At 31.0% G+C, this 18,033-nt stretch carries 17 protein-coding genes; 10 read left to right on the plus strand and 7 right to left on the minus strand.

What is annotated here, in order from left to right:
* The 5 genes from ABYI63_RS11740 to ABYI63_RS11760 form a co-directional block, all read right to left on the minus strand.
* A partial coding sequence (locus ABYI63_RS11740) for a S1-like domain-containing RNA-binding protein (RefSeq protein ID WP_372756543.1) occupies positions 1 to 492 on the minus strand: 492 nt, incomplete at its 3' end.
* 124 nt (positions 493 to 616) lie between these two features.
* Entirely contained in the window at positions 617 to 955 is a 339-nt protein-coding gene (locus tag ABYI63_RS11745) for a DUF2853 family protein (RefSeq protein WP_372756544.1), read from the minus strand.
* Positions 956 to 1,055: 100 nt separating this feature from the next.
* The gene (menD, locus tag ABYI63_RS11750) at positions 1,056 to 2,816 is read right to left on the minus strand and encodes a 2-succinyl-5-enolpyruvyl-6-hydroxy-3-cyclohexene-1-carboxylate synthase (RefSeq protein ID WP_372756545.1); all 1,761 of its coding nucleotides are present in this window, start codon (positions 2,814 to 2,816) and stop codon (positions 1,056 to 1,058) included.
* A gap of 50 nt (positions 2,817 to 2,866) precedes the next feature.
* Positions 2,867 to 3,982, minus strand: coding sequence for a chorismate-binding protein (locus ABYI63_RS11755; protein WP_372756546.1), 1,116 nt, complete (start codon positions 3,980 to 3,982; stop codon positions 2,867 to 2,869).
* Complete coding sequence (locus ABYI63_RS11760) at positions 3,982 to 4,410, minus strand: PaaI family thioesterase (protein WP_372756547.1); 429 nt, start codon at positions 4,408 to 4,410, stop codon at positions 3,982 to 3,984. The genes ABYI63_RS11755 and ABYI63_RS11760 overlap by 1 nt, the downstream gene beginning before the upstream one ends.
* Before the next feature lie 307 nt (positions 4,411 to 4,717).
* Here ABYI63_RS11760 and ABYI63_RS11765 point away from each other — a divergent pair, with 307 nt between their 5' ends.
* Positions 4,718 to 5,080 carry a hypothetical protein gene (locus tag ABYI63_RS11765; protein WP_372756548.1) on the plus strand — a complete coding sequence of 121 codons (363 nt, stop codon included), beginning with the start codon at positions 4,718 to 4,720 and terminating at the stop codon, positions 5,078 to 5,080.
* A gap of 29 nt (positions 5,081 to 5,109) precedes the next feature.
* On the opposite strand, the gene ABYI63_RS11770 is transcribed toward ABYI63_RS11765, so the two are convergent.
* Both ABYI63_RS11770 and ABYI63_RS11775 read right to left on the minus strand, forming a co-directional pair.
* On the minus strand, positions 5,110 to 6,546 hold the full coding sequence (locus tag ABYI63_RS11770) for an MFS transporter (RefSeq protein WP_372756549.1): 1,437 nt from the start codon (positions 6,544 to 6,546) through the stop codon (positions 5,110 to 5,112).
* A gap of 214 nt (positions 6,547 to 6,760) precedes the next feature.
* The gene (locus tag ABYI63_RS11775) at positions 6,761 to 7,702 is read right to left on the minus strand and encodes an NAD(P)H-dependent flavin oxidoreductase (protein ID WP_372756550.1); all 942 of its coding nucleotides are present in this window, start codon (positions 7,700 to 7,702) and stop codon (positions 6,761 to 6,763) included.
* Between the two features lie 361 nt (positions 7,703 to 8,063).
* Here ABYI63_RS11775 and ABYI63_RS11780 point away from each other — a divergent pair, with 361 nt between their 5' ends.
* The 9 genes from ABYI63_RS11780 (at position 8,064) to ABYI63_RS11820 (ending at position 17,938) form a co-directional block, all read left to right on the plus strand.
* On the plus strand, positions 8,064 to 9,128 hold the full coding sequence (locus ABYI63_RS11780; protein WP_372756551.1) for a glycosyltransferase: 1,065 nt from the start codon (positions 8,064 to 8,066) through the stop codon (positions 9,126 to 9,128).
* Positions 9,109 to 9,975, plus strand: coding sequence for an ABC transporter permease (locus ABYI63_RS11785; protein ID WP_372756552.1), 867 nt, complete (start codon positions 9,109 to 9,111; stop codon positions 9,973 to 9,975). Before ABYI63_RS11780 ends, ABYI63_RS11785 begins: the two co-directional genes overlap by 20 nt.
* 6 nt (positions 9,976 to 9,981) lie before the next feature.
* Entirely contained in the window at positions 9,982 to 11,247 is a 1,266-nt protein-coding gene (locus tag ABYI63_RS11790) for an ABC transporter ATP-binding protein (RefSeq protein WP_372756553.1), read from the plus strand.
* An 11-nt stretch (positions 11,248 to 11,258) separates the two neighbouring features.
* Positions 11,259 to 12,161, plus strand: a complete 903-nt coding sequence (locus tag ABYI63_RS11795) for a glycosyltransferase family 2 protein (RefSeq protein WP_372756554.1) — start codon at positions 11,259 to 11,261, stop codon at positions 12,159 to 12,161.
* Between the two features lie 27 nt (positions 12,162 to 12,188).
* Positions 12,189 to 13,202, plus strand: a complete 1,014-nt coding sequence (locus tag ABYI63_RS11800) for a glycosyltransferase family 2 protein (RefSeq protein WP_372756555.1) — start codon at positions 12,189 to 12,191, stop codon at positions 13,200 to 13,202.
* Positions 13,195 to 14,448: a glycosyltransferase family 2 protein gene (locus ABYI63_RS11805; protein ID WP_372756556.1), complete on the plus strand. Its 1,254-nt coding sequence runs from the start codon at positions 13,195 to 13,197 to the stop codon at positions 14,446 to 14,448. The genes ABYI63_RS11800 and ABYI63_RS11805 overlap by 8 nt, the downstream gene beginning before the upstream one ends.
* A gap of 7 nt (positions 14,449 to 14,455) precedes the next feature.
* Positions 14,456 to 16,108, plus strand: coding sequence for a glycosyltransferase (locus ABYI63_RS11810; protein ID WP_372756557.1), 1,653 nt, complete (start codon positions 14,456 to 14,458; stop codon positions 16,106 to 16,108).
* A gap of 13 nt (positions 16,109 to 16,121) precedes the next feature.
* On the plus strand, positions 16,122 to 17,132 hold the full coding sequence (locus ABYI63_RS11815) for a polysaccharide deacetylase family protein (protein WP_372756558.1): 1,011 nt from the start codon (positions 16,122 to 16,124) through the stop codon (positions 17,130 to 17,132).
* Positions 17,133 to 17,437: 305 nt separating this feature from the next.
* On the plus strand, positions 17,438 to 17,938 hold the full coding sequence (locus ABYI63_RS11820; RefSeq protein WP_372756559.1) for a nicotinate-nucleotide adenylyltransferase: 501 nt from the start codon (positions 17,438 to 17,440) through the stop codon (positions 17,936 to 17,938).
* Positions 17,939 to 18,033 lie beyond the last annotated feature (95 nt).

Genomic DNA, 18,033 nt, shown 5'->3' on the forward strand with positions numbered 1-18,033 from the left:
AATAACATTCATTCCAATATCCGAAGGATGCGATACTATCAAATCAACTTCATCAAATTCACTTACCGTTAATACTTTATTGTCTAAAAAACTATTGGTTTTACTCGATGCGGCCAACCTACCCGTTTTTTCATCTAAATAACAGTACACTAAATACCAGCCTTTCGGTTTCATTTTAAATGCCTGTTCTTTAAATGGACAAAATAGTTCTTTAACCAAGCCCCAATCTAAAAACGCACCAAATTCGGTAACAGCATTGCAGCGCAATAACGCAAACTCACCAACCATAATATAAGGCATATCGGTAGTAGCCACGGGGCGTTCCTCGTTATCTAAATACACAAAAACGTCTAACTTGTCCCAAATTTTAAAAGACTCCGGTACATATCTGTTAGGTAATAACACCTCATTACCATCTTCATCTACTAAATAAGCGCCGTGATCTGTTTCACGCAGAATTTCTAATGTATTTACTTGCCCAATTTTTATCATGCTGCAAAGGTAATATTTTATGAGATACGAGAATAAAGATACCTCCGCTTTTAGAAATAAGATTTTAAGCAAAAAAAACACCACATTTGAAGTGGTGTTTGAAATTATAAATTATCTGATTAATTTAATAAGCAGATTCCATTTTAAAGTGCTTAGTTAATAGATAGTAAACGACTGCTCTATATTTATTGCGGTTAGATTTTCCATATTGTTCAATAACAGCATTAATACCATTATCCAACTCTGGGCCATCTTTTAAGCCTAATTTCTTAATTAAAAAATTGTTCTTAACGGTTGCTAATTCAGATTCATCTGATCCTGAAACGGTTGCAGCATCAGCATTGTAAATTGATGGTCCGCAACCAATAGTTACTTTGGTTAAAAGATCCATATCTGCAGTTACGCCACATTTTTCTTTTAAATCTGCAGCATATTTTGCAATAAGTTCATCACGTTTACTCATAATAAATTCTTGTTTAAAGTGTTAATAAAATATCTAAATAGATAGCTGTATTAAAGATAACTATTTTAAGACACAATTAAAAAGGAAAGTCTGAATAATTTTATTTTAAATATTCAAAATACTGTAATAAAACTTCGTCGTTAATTTCTCTTGGTGTAAATATTTCTAATAATTTAGGTCGATCACCTGGTTCAAAAAATTCTTTTAAATAGTATTCCAAAGGTTTCTCTTTTAAAACACTTTTATATGTTATACCATACATTCTACACAAATGTCTTGCATCTAATTTATGGGTGGTTTCAAAAAATGTTTCAAAATTGTCTGTATTTTTATTTCCTGGCAAAATCCTGAAAATACCACCACCTTGATTGTTTATAACTATAATTCTAAAGTTATTCGGAATATAATTATTCCATAGCGCATTACTATCGTATAAAAAACTTAAATCACCCGTTATTAAAGTTGTAGGTTTGCTATTTACTACCGCACAACCAATAGCTGTAGAAGTACAACCATCAATACCGCTAGTACCCCTATTGCAAAACACTTCTAATGATTTGTTAAGTTTGAAGAGTTGGGAATAACGAATGGCCGAACTGTTTCCCATTTGAAGTATGTAATTGTCTGGAATGTTATTGAAAAGCATTTCAAAAACCTTTAAATCGGAAAATGGAGCCGTTTTTAAATATTCTTCATGCTTTTTTAAGCGTTGTTTTTTTATGGCATCCCAAGTTGCAAAATAATTACTTTTAACGTAATGGGTTATTTTAGGTAAAAAAGTTGCAAAAAACTGATTTGGAGACACCTCTATATGGTTTCTAAGGCAAAAAAATGTGTCATTCGCCATTTTTTCATCTATATGCCAATGATATTTAGGTTGAAATTTACGTAATATCGTTTTTATTTTTTTAGAGACTATTAAACCTCCAAAAGTTAATAGAATTTCTGGTTGAAGTGCTTTCTTCTCTTCTTCGGTTAGTGGTTCGATAATTTGATCGATAGACGGAAAGAAGCTGTCATTATGAATATTAGAAGTGGATTCTGTAAATACAATAACACTATCATCTTCTGCCAACTCATTAAGCCATTTCTGCTCAATTTCATTAGGATAATTGGCACCTACAAGTATCATTTTCTTTACAGCTGAATTCCAATCTTCCAAACATTCATTCAACACATATTCCTCAATCACTTTAGGTTTTTGAACTGGCTTTTTGGCTTTTGGGTTTACTCGTAATTTTTCAACAGTTTCATAAAGAGGTTCATCAAAAGGAATATTAATATGAACTGGTCCTTTCTTTAATAAAGTAAAATTTAAGGCTTCATTAATTTCCTCTTCGTTATGTGTTTGAATATCTTTTTGCAAACCTAAAAAACGCTCTAATTTCCCTTCTAAGTTTTTCAACATCGGTAAATCTTCATTTTCTGGAATATTATTTTCGTCTTTAATATCCAGTTTTAAATTTACAGAGTATAAAATATGGTTTTCAAAAATGTTTTTTTGATTAATGGTTTGACCATCGCCTATACCTATTAAATGTTTAGGCCGGTCTGCAGATAAAACTACCAAAGGAATATTACTAAAATAAGCTTCAGTAACCGCTGGATAATAGTTTACCAATGCACTACCTGAAGTACAAACAACTGCAGTAGGCATTTTTAATTGTTGTGCAATTCCAAGTGCAAAAAAACCAGCACTTCGCTCATCTACAATACTGTAGCATGTAAAGAAAGGGTTATTTGTAAACCCTATGGTTAAAGGTGCATTTCTACTACCTGGAGAAATAACAATATGCTTTATTCCTTTAGCTTTAAAAAGCTCGATAACAGTTTGTGCAAGCGGAATTTTTGGATAAATCATATACATTAAATATTATGTAAAAGTAATAAATAGGGCTTAAAATAAGCTATTTACAAGATATTTTTAATAATTAAAGATTTCGATACTGTTTCTTCCCATTCTTTATCTGACTCAGAACCAGCGGTTATACCTCCTCCAACATAAATAATGGCTGTTTTTTCAACTAATTGCATACATCTCAAATTAACATAAAGTTGCGTATTGTTTTTAGTTATGGTGTAAGCTCTATTTTCAATATTTCGTCTTCCAGACCGAGGTTTTACAATGGTTTCCATATTTAACTCTCCTAAATACCCTGTGTAAAATGCCCTATTATAATTTTCATTTTCTAAAATGAATTGTTTAGCTTTCAATTTTGGCAAACCGCAAACAGCAGGTGTTGGGTGTATTGCTGAAATAAGCGTTTTTAAATTGGAACTAGCTTTAAGACTTGCCGAAATCATGGTTTTTAAGTGCAATAAATTACCAGCCTTAACAGTTTCGGTATTTGATACTTTAAAACTATCAACAAGAGGCTTTAAACTATTTACTATAAAGTCTGTTACATACTGCTGTTCTTCATATTCTTTAGTTCCCCAATTAACTTTTAGAGTATCTTTATAAACTTGCGTTCCTGCCAAGGCCATAATAGAAAATTGGTTACCGCCAATTTTAATAAGTGTTTCTGGAGTTGCACCTAGCCACAATCCTATTTTTGGATGGTACCAACAATAAACAAATGCTTGTGGATAGGTATTCAAAAGGTTTATGAAAATTGAAAAAGGCGATGCTTCGGAGAGATTTACGGTTTCTTCTCGAGACAATACCACTTTTTCGAATTCACTTTTTTTTATTGCATCAATGCCTTTATCTACTAGTTTTATATGAAGCCTTTTATCTTCGAGCGAAATCTCACTACTCAACATTTGACTAACCTTTTCCCCTTCTAATGGAATATTGGCAGATAAACCTTTTGATACATTCATGGGTATTAATACTGATGGAGCTTCATCATCAAAAGGAGCAAATACGAAACCTTTCTCTGTAAAGTCATTTACTACATGTAACTGTTTTGTTTGCTGTAATAATCCATTTACTTGAGTTTCTCTTGGTTTTCGGTAAGCAACAAAAGGTAATTGGGCGTTGTATTGAGTTTCAATACGTGCAAAAAAATCATCAAAAGTCATTATCTAGATCTTTTTGGTAATGAAATAGTAGATAATTTACAAACTGAAATTAAGTTATTAAACTCGTCTGTGACTTTAATATCCAGCAATTGGGTGGTTCTGCCTTTATGAATGAAGGTTGCTTTTGCAAAAACATAACCTTCCTTAATACTTTTTAAGTGATTTGCAGAAATTTCTATGCCTCGTACAAAATACTTTTCTGTATCAACAAAAATATGTGATGCAAAACTTCCTACACTTTCTGCTAAAGCAGCTGTAGCACCACCGTGTAATACACCATCAGGTTGATATACCCTACTATTTACAGGCATTCTGGCCACTAGAAAATCGTCACCGAAGTCAATCACTTCAATATTTAAAGTTTCCATTAGTGTATTTTTACAAGCTGCATTTGCCTTTGCTATAACGGCTTCTTTATTTAATTGCATAGATTTTTTTTATAATTAATCACAGCTGTAAAATTACAAAATGCTTAGATAACCATACCATTATTTCACCTTGAAAATAATCTTAAAATATGAGTAAAAGTACATGATATTAAATGAGAAAACTCCTAAATTTTTAAGCTATTTTTTAAACCACACCTAGTTTAATATTCTATAAATCAAACTATTATTTTATAAAAATTGAAAAATTTATTTTTCAATTTTTATTCATTAAATAAATAATATTCTTTTTTTTGTAAGAATAAAAAAGACACCTTTTTTCAACATATCCTTTTTAACCCAAAAATGAATGAAACATTTAACCCTTTTTTTCGTATTCTTTTTTTCTTTAACAATTTATGCTAATGCACAATTTATTTCACATAAAGGTGAGTTACATATTCTGGCTGGGGCAGCAATATCTGCTACAACTTACACAATTGTTTATGCTAATACTAAAAATAAAAAGAAAGCTTTTTGGTATGGCATTGCAGCCTCTACCCTTGTTGGTGTTGGTAAAGAGGTATATGACAGTACCCACGATATTGCTAAATTTGATAATGGCGATGCAGCAGCTACAACCATTGGTGGCATAATGGCGAGTGTAACTCTTAGTTTGTTTGTTGGCAAAAACTCTGGTAAACGGAAAAAAACTTTAGTTGTAGTGCATTAGAATTTTTGTGTTTAATTTAAGCCTTAAAATTAATGACCACCTGCAATTTTTTCTTCAAAAGTTATACCTTGACTTCTTAATATCCCTTTAACTCTCCATGCATAAAATGCTAAGTAAGCAAAACAAAGAATTCCTACTATATAACTTGCTTGAATCCCGATACTTTCTGAAACGTATCCTTGTAACCAACTTATAACACCACCTCCCATAATCATCATAATTAAAAAACTACTTCCTTGACTTGTGTTTTTTCCTAATCCACTAACAGCCAATGTGAAAATACAAGGCCATAAGGTACTACAAAACAAACCAACACTGGTAAAAGCATAAACACTAATCATACCCGAAGTTGACATGCCAATTCCTATTGCTGTTATACCTAAAAGTGCAAAAATTAGCAACATACGAGCTGGATTACCTTTACTGGCTATATCTGCCCCAATTAAAACTAAAATAATTAAAGCATATACATAAAAAGGTGTTAGGTCATGATTTGCAATAGCATTTACAGCCAAAAACACGCCAAAAGCCAAGTATGGTGCTATAAAACGTAAAACTTTTCGTTTACTAATATCGTTAGTAAAAGCTTCAACAGCCCCCGTCCAACGACCAATCATTAAACTAGCCCAATACAATGAGATGTATGGTGCAATATCCGAAATTTCAAATCCGAGGTCGTATTCCATATACGCTGGTAAATTACTTGCGGTAGACACCTCTACCCCAACATAAACAAAAATACCTATCATCCCTAAAACCAACTGTGGATATTTTAAAGCAGATGATCTTGATTTATCTACAGTACCCTCCTCTTCAACTATAGCTTCTGGTTTATCAGGTAAAGATGAAAATTTTAGCAAAATTGCCACCAATAAAAATGCCAAGCCTAATACTAAATAAGGAATTTTAACACTTTCAATACTCATATTGGTTGTTTTCCCAACGGATGAACCAAAAATTGCAAAACTAACAATAAGCGGTCCAATAGTAGTTCCAAAATTATTGATACCTCCTGCTAAAGTTAAACGTTGAGAACCTGTTGAAATAGGTCCGAGTGCAATAGCTAACGGGTTAGCTACAGTTTGCTGAAGTGAAAACCCTAGCGCAACAATAAACAATCCGGATAACATTAAAGGAAAGGAACCCGTATTTGCAGCTGGATAAAACAATAAAGTTCCAAGAGCTGAAATAATTAAACCTAAAACAAGTCCGTTTTTATAACCAATTTTATTTATAATGTCTTGTTTTATTATTAATGAAATCCCCATGTATATAAGTGAACCTACAGTGTAGGCAATATAAAATGCAAGAGAAACAAGCTGACTTTCTCCTTGAGTTAAGTCAAATGCTTTTTTAAAAACTGGTATTAAAATATCGTTACTTGCTGCAACGAACCCCCAGAAAAAGAAAACGGTAACGAGCGGAATAAATTGACCCCATTTAGTGGTTGAATTTTCAGAATTCATAATTTTAGTTTAGAAATTTTATTAAAAATGCTAATATATTTCTTCTTGTGTAATTAAAAATATATTTGAAATAAAAGTAAAGAGAATAATAGTATTAATTTAATTAAAATTGGAAATAAAACACCTGTTAATTTATTATACCAGAACGCACTCTAATTCAATAGTTTAAACCATTATACTTTTTAAAAATTTGAAGAATAAACCTTACAATTTACTATTGTGTAAGATTCTTAATGATATCCTTTGTAGATAAAATATCACTGGTATATTCTATACTGGGTCCAGCAACCCAAACAGTTTTGTAGGTTGCCTGCGTAGCCGCTTTTTTTGTAGCATTCATTCCAATCATGAAACGAACCATTTTCACCCACTTTTTTAAACGTTTATTTTTATTTAAAACAGACTCTAACCAAGTTTGTTTAGTGCCAATTTTTTGAACATAAGGTGTATTTATAACAGTACAAGGTGTTCCAGAAATACGCTCGGTCATTACAATATCTTTAGCACCATAATCTACACAAGCTTGTTTATATTCCTGAGTAACATTGGCTTCAATCGACGCTATGAAAGGGCTTCCTACAGAAACACCAGAAGCACCATAGCTTAGCATTTCATCAATATCAGCTTTACAACCAACACCACCAGCAGATATAATTGGAATACTACAATTAGCAGCTAACTCCTTTATTAAGGTTTCTGGTGGAAGGTGACCTCTATGCCCTCCTGCCTTATTATTTACTGCGATAATAGCATCTGCACCTAAACTTTCAACTTTTTTTGCAAACTTTAAATCTACTACATCACAAAACACTTTAATACCTGCTTTGTGAGCTTGGTTTATCGTTTCTTCCGGACTTCCTAAAGAAGTTATTATAAAATCACACCCCTCTTCACAAAGTACCCGCAGTTGGTCTTTATATTTGATATTGGATTTATTAACTATCAGATTAAAACCATACGAACCGCCTTCAACTTTAGCTTCTTTTAGCTCTTGCATGGCTATTTTTAAATCTTCAAGCGATCTGTAGTTTAGTGCAGGAATGCAACCTGCTATTCCACTTTTCATCGCTTCAATAACCATGGCCGTATTTGAAACCAAAAACATGGGTGCCTGAATAATAGGATATTTTATATTTAAAAGGTCCGTGAGTTTCATAAATAACTTGAAAACGATTTCAACAAATATAGCAAATATTATGCATGCATAATTTTATAGTATCCAATAAGCATAATAAAAAACTTGATAAAGCTAATTTTAATAATAATTCAACTATTGAGTGTGAAAACGAACATCATTTGTATTTAACTTAAATCATTATTTGTCATTCGTAGATTTACAAAAAAAAGCGTAACCGATTTTGGTAATTTTGTTTGTTTATCGACCAAAAACTTTCAAAAGTTGATAATACTAATAATTTAACTAAATATGTTTTATTTTTCTTATTCTTCTTTTAATTTTGTTGTTTTATTCATATTTATTGTGTTTTACATTAAAATAAACATAGTTCAGTTCTAGAATGCTTAAAAGAATTCCTGAACAACCACCCAAAATAGCAGTGTATAATGGTAATGATGTCATTATATGGTCTATAATGATTCCCGTTTTTAATTGTTTTAATTATCTTGAGGACACTTTGATTAGTGTACTAAATCAGGATTATAATATCAATTTAACACAAATTGAAGTAGTTGATGACTGTAGCACCGATGGCGACGTTGAAAAACTCGTTAATGAAATTGGACAAGGACGGGTTCGTTATTTCAGACAAAAAGAGAATGTTGGTAGTTTAAGAAATTTTGAAACTTGTTTAAATCGTTCTAAAGGAAAGTATATTCATCTTTTACATGGTGATGATACCATTGAATATGGTTTCTATAACGAAATTGAAACTTTGTTTAATGAATATCCAGAAGCAGGCGCCGCTTTCACCAATTTTCATTACATTAACAATGAGAATAGTATAGTAGCTGTAAAAAATGAAAGTGTTTTAGATTACTCAGGGGTAATACCAAACTTTGTTGAAAAGATTGCGGAAAAACAACTTGTTCAACCTCCTGCCATGGTTGTAAAACGTACAACTTATGAAACGTTGGGTGGCTTTTTTGCTGTACATTTTGGAGAAGACTGGGAAATGTGGACCAGAATAGCATCCAAGTTCCCTATAGCTTATTCGCCTAAGTATCTTGCTAATTATAGAGTCTCTCACGGTGTTGGAATAAGTCATAATAGTTTTAGAACAGGTCAAAATGTTGAAGATATTAGAAAGGTTATAGATATAATACAGAACTATTTACCTTTAGATAAACGAATCGGTATAAAAAAATCATCCTCAGAATACTATGCTAAATATTGTATAAAAGTGGCTAATGGTTTACTCTTGGATAATAAAGAGGCCGCATTTAGGCAAATTAAAGGAGCTTGGAGTATGAGTAGGAGTTTTAATATTTTATTATGGATAATTCGTTTTTATGCCATGTATATTTTAAGGTATAAACAAATTGAAAAATTTTGGGTGCGTACAAAAAAACATATTATGGAGGAATTTTTAATCCCTACAATGAATGAACAAAAAAGTAATTAACCCCGAAACTTTAAATTGGGAATGGGAAATTAGGCCAGAAACCTCATGGTGGAATATCAACTTAAAGGAACTTTACGCTTATAAAGATTTAATTCTGCAATTAGCTAGAAAAGAGTTCCTTGGGTTATATCAGCAAACACTTTTGGGTCCATTCTGGGCATTACTTCAACCTTTATTAACTGTATTAATTTATGTACTTGTTTTTAATAATGTAATTGGAATTTCTACTGGAAATGTACCACCTTTCCTATTCAACTTAATTGGTATCACACTTTGGAACCTCTTTTCGGAAGTGTTTTTACAAACTTCAAAAACGTTTTCTCTCAATGCCGAAATATTTTCAAAAGTATATTTCCCTAGAGTTGTTGTTGCAATTTCTACACTTTGGCTTCAATTATTATTATTTGCCGTTCAACTAATTTTACTGTTTGCAACTTATCTATTCTTGGTACTTCAAGGTAATTTAAATTTTAATATTGCTAATATCCTTTTAATTTTCCCAATTATAATAATAACTACAGGCATAGGATTTGGTGGAGGATTAATTTTCTCTGTACTTACGGCAAAATATCGAGATCTTTCAGCATTAATAAATCTTTTAATACGATTACTCATGTTTGTATGCCCAATATTTTACACAATGAGTATGGTGCCTGAAAACATGCAATGGTTTGTTATTATTAATCCATTATCCTCACTTTTTGAATATTTTAGATATGCATTTTTAGGAACTGGAACTTTAAATATTTTCCTCCTTTCCTACAGTACTATATTTATGATTACTATTGTAGCGTTTGGAATTATGCTATTTAACAAAATGAGTGATAAACTAATAGATATTTTATAAGAATTTATGTCGGATATAGTTATAAAAGCAGAAAACATTTCTAAATTATATAAACTAGGCACCATAGGTTCTGGATCTTTACGTCGCGATATGCAATTGTGGTGGGAAGATAAAATTCTGAATAAAGAAAACCCTAATAAATATATTACTGGAGGTAAAAAGATAGACAATAATGAAATTATTTGGGCACTTAAAAATATTGATTTTGAAATTAAACAAGGAGAAGCCCTTGGTATAATTGGCCATAATGGTGCAGGAAAATCAACATTATTAAAAATATTATCGCGAATAGTAAAACCAACAGAAGGCGTTATTCGTGGGCGAGGACGTGTAAGTAGTTTGCTTGAGGTAGGTACTGGCTTTCATGCAGAGCTTACAGGGAGGGAGAATATTTTTGTAAGCGGTCATATACTGGGAATGAAAAAAGCAGAAATACTTAAAAAATTTGACGAGATTGTAGATTTCTCAGGTGTGGAAGCATTTATTGATACCCCTGTTAAAAGGTATTCTTCTGGAATGTATGTTCGTTTAGCCTTCGCAGTAGCTGCTCATTTAGAGCCGGATATTCTAATTATTGATGAAGTATTAGCTGTAGGTGATGCTGATTTTCAAAAAAAGTGCCTTGGTAAAATGAATGATGCCTCAACTAAAAGTGGCCGAACTGTTATTTTTGTTAGTCATAATTTGCAGGCAGTAAGTAACCTTTGTCCAAAAGCTATATGGTTAGATAAGGGAAGTGTACGCTCCAGGGGAACTTCAAAAACAGTTATTAATGATTACTTAAGTACTTTACAAAAAAAAAGTTGGAAAAAGGAATTTACCGACTTAAAAAATGCTCCAGGTAATGATTTCATTAAAGTTTTTAGTGTAGAATTAAAACCTCAATTTGTAGAATCATCTTCCATTATAGATATTAGAACTCCCTTAACTATTAAGTTTCGTTTTTATAATACCTCTGATAACATACTTTTAGCAGCAGGAATACACCTTTTTACGCTTTCAGGAGAATGTATCTTTGATGTTTCTAACGATTCTTTACTTTTTGAAAAAGGTTTCATTGATGGAGAATGCAACATCCCTGGTAATTTTCTTAACAATGGGTCTTACTACATTTCTATTATTTTTGTTGAAGATTCTTCAAAACAACTTTATTATTACGAAGAATGTTTATCCTTTGATGTTGAAGATTACAGAGAAAATATGAATTGGTACGGTGATTGGATGGGTTATGTTAGACCAAAATTTCCAGTAATCCTAAAACAATCTAAATAATATAAACGATTATGGATTCCCAAAAACTGCCTCTTGTTTCAGTTGTAATTTGCTTTTTAAATGAGCAAAACTTCCTAGAAGAAGCAATTACAAGTGTGCTTAATCAAAACTACAAAAATTGGGAACTACTTTTGATTGATGATGGCTCAAACGACAAAAGTACTGCCATTGCTTTAAATTATGAAAAAAAATATATTGATAAAATACAATATCTAGACCATAATAATCATATAAACAAAGGACTTAGCGCTAGCAGAAATTTAGGAATAAAAAAATCTAAAGGTGATTTAATCGCTTTTCTAGATGCAGATGATATTTGGCAACCAAATAAACTATCCCAACAAGTTGCTATTTTTAATAACAACCCAGATATAGGTTTATTACTTGAAGCGTCGATGTATTGGTTTAATTGGAATGATAACAATCAAGATAACATTTTAATACCAATAGGAGTTGAAGGTAACAAGGTTTACAAACCACCATTTCTTGTAACGAATCTATACCCCTTAGGAAAAGGGGCTGCTCCTTGCCCATCCGCCATAATGGTTAAACGAAATGCTTTTGAAAATTCTGGGTACTTTGAGGAATCCTTTAAAGGTGAATTCGCATTATACGAAGACCAAGCCTTTTTAAGCAAAATGTATTTAAAAGAAGAAGTTTATGTATCGTCGGAGTGCAATAATATGTATAGACAACACCAGGATTCTATTGTACAAACAGTAAAGAGCGCAGGACATTACAACAAGGTTAGAAAATATTATTTAACATGGTTTAAAGGAAGTTTGAAGGAAAATAATATTAAAAATTCGGAAATTGATACCATGGTAAAGTATGCTCTTAAAGAATTGAATTATTCTGCTTTTTATAACTTAAAAAATAAAATTTTTATGAAATTAAAAAAAATATTAAAGTAACCTATATAACTTAAAGAAAATAAAAAAGTGTCTCGAATTCCACAATCTCCTCCAAAAATTTCACCAATAACAGATGGGTTACATCGCCCATTATGGTCTGTTATGATTCCAACTTATAATTGTTCTAATTATTTAATAGAAACTATTCAAAGTGTTTTACAACAAGATTTAGGTGAAAAGGTTATGCAAATTGAAGTTGTAGATGATTATAGTACCGACACAAATGTTGAAGAACTAGTAAATACAATCGGTAAAGGCCGAGTGAGTTATTACCGGCAAAAGGAAAATGTAGGAAGTTTAAGAAATTTTGAAACTTGTATTAATAGAGCACGAGGAACGTATATACACTTGTTGCATGGAGATGACCGTGTTAAAAATGGATACTATACCGCAATAACTAACCTTTTTGAGAAATTCCCCACGGCAGGCGCTGCATTTAGCTCTTGGGATTATATAAAAAGCGATGGCATCCTTTCTCGCCAATCTGTATTAGAAGCAAATAATCCATGTGTATTAGATAATTGGTTGCTAAAATTGGCCGAACATCAACGAATACAATACGCTGCAATAACTGTAAAACGAGAAGTATATGAGAAATTAGGTAGTTTCTATATTGGGCATTATGGTGAAGATTGGGAAATGTGGGCTCGCATAGCTAAGGTTTACGACATGGCCTATATACCAGAATACTTAGCACAATATCGAGAACATAAAAATTCAATTACTTGGCAAAGTTATATATCAGGACAAAATATAAAAGACATTGGAAAAGTTATAGAAACTATAATTAGTTATCTTCCAAAAAAAGACCAAAATAAAAAGCTTAAAATGGCTAAAAAAAAATTTGTTTATTGGATGCTTGATGAGATTTTAGTTTACTGGTTTTCAAACCAAAATAAGCAGATGATACATAATCAAATTAGTAGTATTTGGAAATTGCACAAGGACAGCCAAGTCATGTTAAAGATAATTGTAATAATTTTATATGTTTATACCGAGCCCTATAGAAAAGTATTAAAACCCTTCAATTTTCATGTCTGAAATATCTCCTTATTTAATACGTCATGTTCAATTAGACGCTAATGATATTTCCGAAATTCCTAAACCGGAATTAGGAAATCGGTATTATTTCATTTTTTGGTGGCTAAAAATACCTCTAGGACATTTATATGTTGAAAGAGATGATCATACTAATTTTAAAGAAAAAATACTTGAAGCTATCTTACCAACACTTAAAAATTATAATTGTGAAAGTCAGCAGCTACATGATATTACAATATCCTATAACAACCACGATTTCTTAAAATTCTCAGCATTAATTTCAAAAGTTCTTTCTACTTATCTTTCTAAAGAAATACCAGCTAAAGTAGAAGTTTCTGTTATAGTTTGTACTCACAATAGAAGTGAAAGCTTAAAAAACTGCCTTCAGAGTATAAACAATCAAATTTGTAAACCTGCTGAAATAATTGTAATCGACAATGCTCCGCCAGACGAAAGCACAAAGAATGTTGTAAATCAATTCAATAATGTAATCTATCACAGAGAACCAAGAACTGGATTATCTATCGCTCGAAATTTAGGAGTTAAATTAGCTCAACACCCTATAATTGCTTTTACAGATGATGATGTTATGGTGCACAGTTTATGGACTTATAATATTTGGATCTCATTTGAATCTCGAAAAGTCGATGGATTAACTGGGTTGGTTTTAGCTACCTCTCTTGATACAGAAAGCCAACAAATTTTTGAAAAGTATTGGGGTTTTAATAAAGGCTATGAGGATATTATTTTCGATTTAAATTTTATTCATTCTACTGAAGGCGTACCAAGAGTTTGGGAAATTGGAGCTGGAGCCAACATGGCATTCAAGAAGGATGTTTTGGTTAAGTTAAATTATTTTGATGAACGCTTAGGAGCTGGTGCATCGGGGTGCAGTGAAGACTCAGAAATATGGTACAAAATGCTAATTAATGGATATAAAATTCATTACACCCCAAGAGCTATAGTGTTTCATGAACATAGAAAAGAAATAATACAATTAAAAAAACAAATATATAGTTACATGCGTGGTCATGTAGCTTCTGCACTGTTACAACATAAACAAAACGAAAATTTAGGGTATAAATCGTATATATTCAATTTACCGAAGTATTATCTTTTATTATTTAGAATAGGCTTTCCAACATATAAATTTCGCTATAGAACATTATGGAGTGAAGTAAAAGGATATATTTCGGGAATAAATTTTTATTATCGGAATAAAAAAAAGCCGCCATTAACTTTATAACTATTAAATGGTAAAACCTGTACAAACCATAAACCCTTTAATTTCTATTATCATTCCTTGCTATAATCATGGACAGTTTTTAGCAAACGCTATCGAGAGTGTATACTCACAAACTTATCAAACTTTTGAAATTATAGTTGTAGATGATGGATCAGTTGATAATACAAAAAAGGTATGCAATAATTATCCGGATGTAACATATATATATCAAAAAAATTCAGGTTTATCTTCAGCTAGAAATACAGGTATTAAATATTCTAAAGGAGCGTATTTAGTTTTTTTAGATGCAGATGACTGGTTAATTGAAAACGCTCTTAAAACAAATTTAGATCTTTTATTAAAGCATAAAAACATTGCTTTTATCTCTGGTGGACATAACGTTTTTTATGAAAATACTGGCCATACAAAAACTGTTCGAGAGGTAGTAAAAGAAGATCATTATTTAAAGTTATTGCAGGGGAATAATTATATAGGTATGCATGCCACCGTAATGTATCAGCGATGGGTTTTTGATTCTTTAAAATTCGATACCTCACTGCCTTATTGCGAAGATTTCGACTTATACCTTAAAATAACTAAAAAACACCAAGTCCTTCATCATACTGAATTAATTGCTGTTTATAGAATGCACGGTAGCAATATGTCTTCGAATTATTCAGATATGCTAAAATATGTACTATTAATTTTATCCAAGAACGAAAAAAATCTTTTGAATAATTTCGAAAAAAAATTAAATAATCAAGGAATATCTGTATTAAAAGATTACTATTCATTAAAAATTTATGAATATCTTAAGTTACAAATAAACTCAAATAGGTCTAATTCATACAACAAAGAAGTTAAAACTTTAATGATTAATGCGCCAAAACTATATGCTAAATTTAAAATAAATCAGACTCTTTTCTTCATGTTTAAATTATTCCAAAACATTAAAAATATATTAAAAAAAATTTTGCCTTTGAAAGTTATAAAACGAATTCAATATGTTTTGTACAAGCAATCCAAAAACAAACTTCCATACAAAATAAATTTAGGCGATTTAAATCGTACCACGCCATTTAGTACAGAATTTGGTTATGATCGTGGTGGCCCAATTGATCGCTATTATATAGAAAATTTTTTAAATCAAAACAGTTCATTGGTTAAGGGGCAGGTTTTAGAGATTGGCGATAATGAATATACATTAAAATATGGCGGTGACAAACTTACACAAAGTGATATTTTACATGTTGATGACACTAATAAAGAGGCGACTTATATTGGAGACTTAAGCGATGTTCCTCACCTACCCTCTAACACCTTTGATTGCATAATACTAACGCAAACATTACATTTAATTTATGATTATAAGTCTGCTATAGAAACCTGTTATAGAGTTTTAAAAAAAGGTGGTGTATTATTATTAACAGTTCCGGGAATTAGCCATATTGCTCAGGATCAATGGCGGAAATATTGGCTTTGGTCTTTCACAGATGCCTCTATGGAAAAAATAATGTTAGAACATTTCCCAAAAGATAATGTTTCCATACAAACCTATGGAAATGTTTTAGTTGCAAGTGCTTTTTTATACGGAATGGGTTTACCTGAAATAAAAAAAGAACAAATGGATTACCACGACCCACATTATCAGGTTATTATATCGGTACGAGCTAAAAAATAAATTAACAAAAATCATGTTAAACCGAATAACGAAATATTTTAAATCTTCGGAAGAAATAGCCATTGTTTTGATGTACCACAGAGTATGTGAAACAAAATCAGATCCATGGCAATTAGCTGTTAGTCCTGATAATTTTGAATCCCAAATTAAAGCTATTACAAAAAACTTCAATGTTTTACCCGTTAGCGACCTCATTACTCAATTTAATTCTAATAAAATAAAACCAAAATCTGTATACATTACATTTGATGATGCTTATCAAGACAATTATTTTTATGCCAAACCTATATTGGAAAAATATAACTGTCCTGCAACATTTTTTGTTCCCACATATTTTATTGGTAAAAAACAGATGTTTTGGTGGGACGAACTAGAAGAAATTATTCTTCATTCTAAAGAGTTACCTGATGAACTTACCTTCCAAGTAGATCTAGAAACTTTTGAATTTCTTAATAAAATGGAAGCATTAACAATGGACATTCAAAAGAAACAAAAAAATTGGCATTATACTGAAAAACCTCCTACCAAGAGATGTGAATTATATCTTCAAATATCAGATATTTTGAAACCACTACCTTTTAGCAAAATAGTTATAGTATTAAATCATTTAAAAACATGGGCAAATGTGGTTCCTTCTATTATAAATGAAAATCTTGCAATGACTCCTGAACAGCTTAAAACTTTAAGTAATAATAAACTTTTTTCCTTTGGACTGCATACTGAAACGCATCCTGCTTTGGCCAATCATGCTTACGACATTCAATTAAGTGAAATTTCAAACAATTATAGTTTTCTTAAAAGTTACGAAAATGCAGTAATTAATGCTATTGCTTACCCACATGGCAATTTTAATGATACCACTTTATCCATTGTGAAACAAAACAACATAGCGCTAGGCTTTACAACGTCGGGCGACATTATTACAAAAAAATCTTCACCGCTTCAGTTAGGAAGAATACAAGTTCCTAATTGTAACGGAACATTACTTCATAAGCTATTAAACGAATGGCTTTCCAATTTATAAGTGCCAATTTCGAGTATTACATTATAAATTCTCTAATAGGCTGTAATTCAAAAAACATATCTTTCATTTAAAGCAAAAAATAAATTTACAAACATTGATCTTTCCTCTTTTAAAGTAAAGCTCTTAAGTTTTACGATATTTTTATACGAAGTCAAATTATTATGCGTGCATAATACCTAATTTTCAATTAGTTATAAAAAAAAACAACAAATTAAATATAACTATTTGATAACATGATAATTATCATATTTTTATTATGCGTGCACAGTTATTTTTATACTTGTTAAATAATAAAATTGTTAGTCATGCGAAAAATAATTTTTGGGTTCTTTATTTTTGGGTTAACCTTCCAAGTACAATCTCAAACCATTGAGTTAACAAAAACAGTAATAGCTAGCAACTACCAATATCATAATGCCATAGAAACACACGAAGCGCCACAGCCTGTTAAAAAACTGGAGGATGCTGTATTAAACTACAAAACAACCGAACTTTGTAAATTATTTGAAAGTGATAAAGATATTTATACAGTTAAATTTACCACGCAAGAAGGTGAAATTGTTGCTGCTTACAATAAAAAAGGTGAAATTATAAATACTATAGAAAAATACAACAATGTGCGTTTACCCCTTGCTGTAATGCAGGCTATTGCAACACGCTTTCCTAATTGGGGAATTGTAGAAGGTATTTACTTAGTTAAGTATAAAAGTGAACAAGATTTATTGAACCAACAATACAAATTGAAAATTAAAAATGAAAATCAAGTTATTACTGTGAATACCGACCCAAATGGAGTTTTCCTTTAATTATTTCCTTTTATCAAAAAATGGGCTATTTCTTATGGAAATAGCCCATTTTATTTTGTAACATTTTAGCTTGAATTTACTTAATTTCTACAAAA

The sequence above is a fragment of the Mariniflexile sp. genome (assembly GCF_041583155.1).
Classification (GTDB): Bacteria; Bacteroidota; Bacteroidia; order Flavobacteriales; family Flavobacteriaceae; genus Mariniflexile.

Bases quoted from the DNA above. Each gene is read 5' to 3' on its own strand.
- ABYI63_RS11745 (WP_372756544.1), bottom strand. From the start codon at position 955: ATGAGTAAACGTGATGAACTTATTGCAAAATATGCTGCAGATTTAAAA.
- menD (WP_372756545.1), bottom strand. From the start codon at position 2,816: ATGATTTATCCAAAAATTCCGCTTGCACAAACTGTTATCGAGCTTTTT.
- ABYI63_RS11755 (WP_372756546.1), bottom strand. From the start codon at position 3,982: ATGACTTTTGATGATTTTTTTGCACGTATTGAAACTCAATACAACGCC.
- ABYI63_RS11760 (WP_372756547.1), bottom strand. From the start codon at position 4,410: ATGCAATTAAATAAAGAAGCCGTTATAGCAAAGGCAAATGCAGCTTGT.
- ABYI63_RS11765 (WP_372756548.1), top strand. From the start codon at position 4,718: ATGAAACATTTAACCCTTTTTTTCGTATTCTTTTTTTCTTTAACAATT.
- ABYI63_RS11770 (WP_372756549.1), bottom strand. From the start codon at position 6,546: ATGAATTCTGAAAATTCAACCACTAAATGGGGTCAATTTATTCCGCTC.
- ABYI63_RS11775 (WP_372756550.1), bottom strand. From the start codon at position 7,702: ATGAAACTCACGGACCTTTTAAATATAAAATATCCTATTATTCAGGCA.
- ABYI63_RS11780 (WP_372756551.1), top strand. From the start codon at position 8,064: ATGCTTAAAAGAATTCCTGAACAACCACCCAAAATAGCAGTGTATAAT.
- ABYI63_RS11785 (WP_372756552.1), top strand. From the start codon at position 9,109: ATGAACAAAAAAGTAATTAACCCCGAAACTTTAAATTGGGAATGGGAA.
- ABYI63_RS11790 (WP_372756553.1), top strand. From the start codon at position 9,982: ATGTCGGATATAGTTATAAAAGCAGAAAACATTTCTAAATTATATAAA.
- ABYI63_RS11795 (WP_372756554.1), top strand. From the start codon at position 11,259: ATGGATTCCCAAAAACTGCCTCTTGTTTCAGTTGTAATTTGCTTTTTA.
- ABYI63_RS11805 (WP_372756556.1), top strand. From the start codon at position 13,195: ATGTCTGAAATATCTCCTTATTTAATACGTCATGTTCAATTAGACGCT.
- ABYI63_RS11810 (WP_372756557.1), top strand. From the start codon at position 14,456: ATGGTAAAACCTGTACAAACCATAAACCCTTTAATTTCTATTATCATT.
- ABYI63_RS11815 (WP_372756558.1), top strand. From the start codon at position 16,122: ATGTTAAACCGAATAACGAAATATTTTAAATCTTCGGAAGAAATAGCC.
- ABYI63_RS11820 (WP_372756559.1), top strand. From the start codon at position 17,438: ATGCGAAAAATAATTTTTGGGTTCTTTATTTTTGGGTTAACCTTCCAA.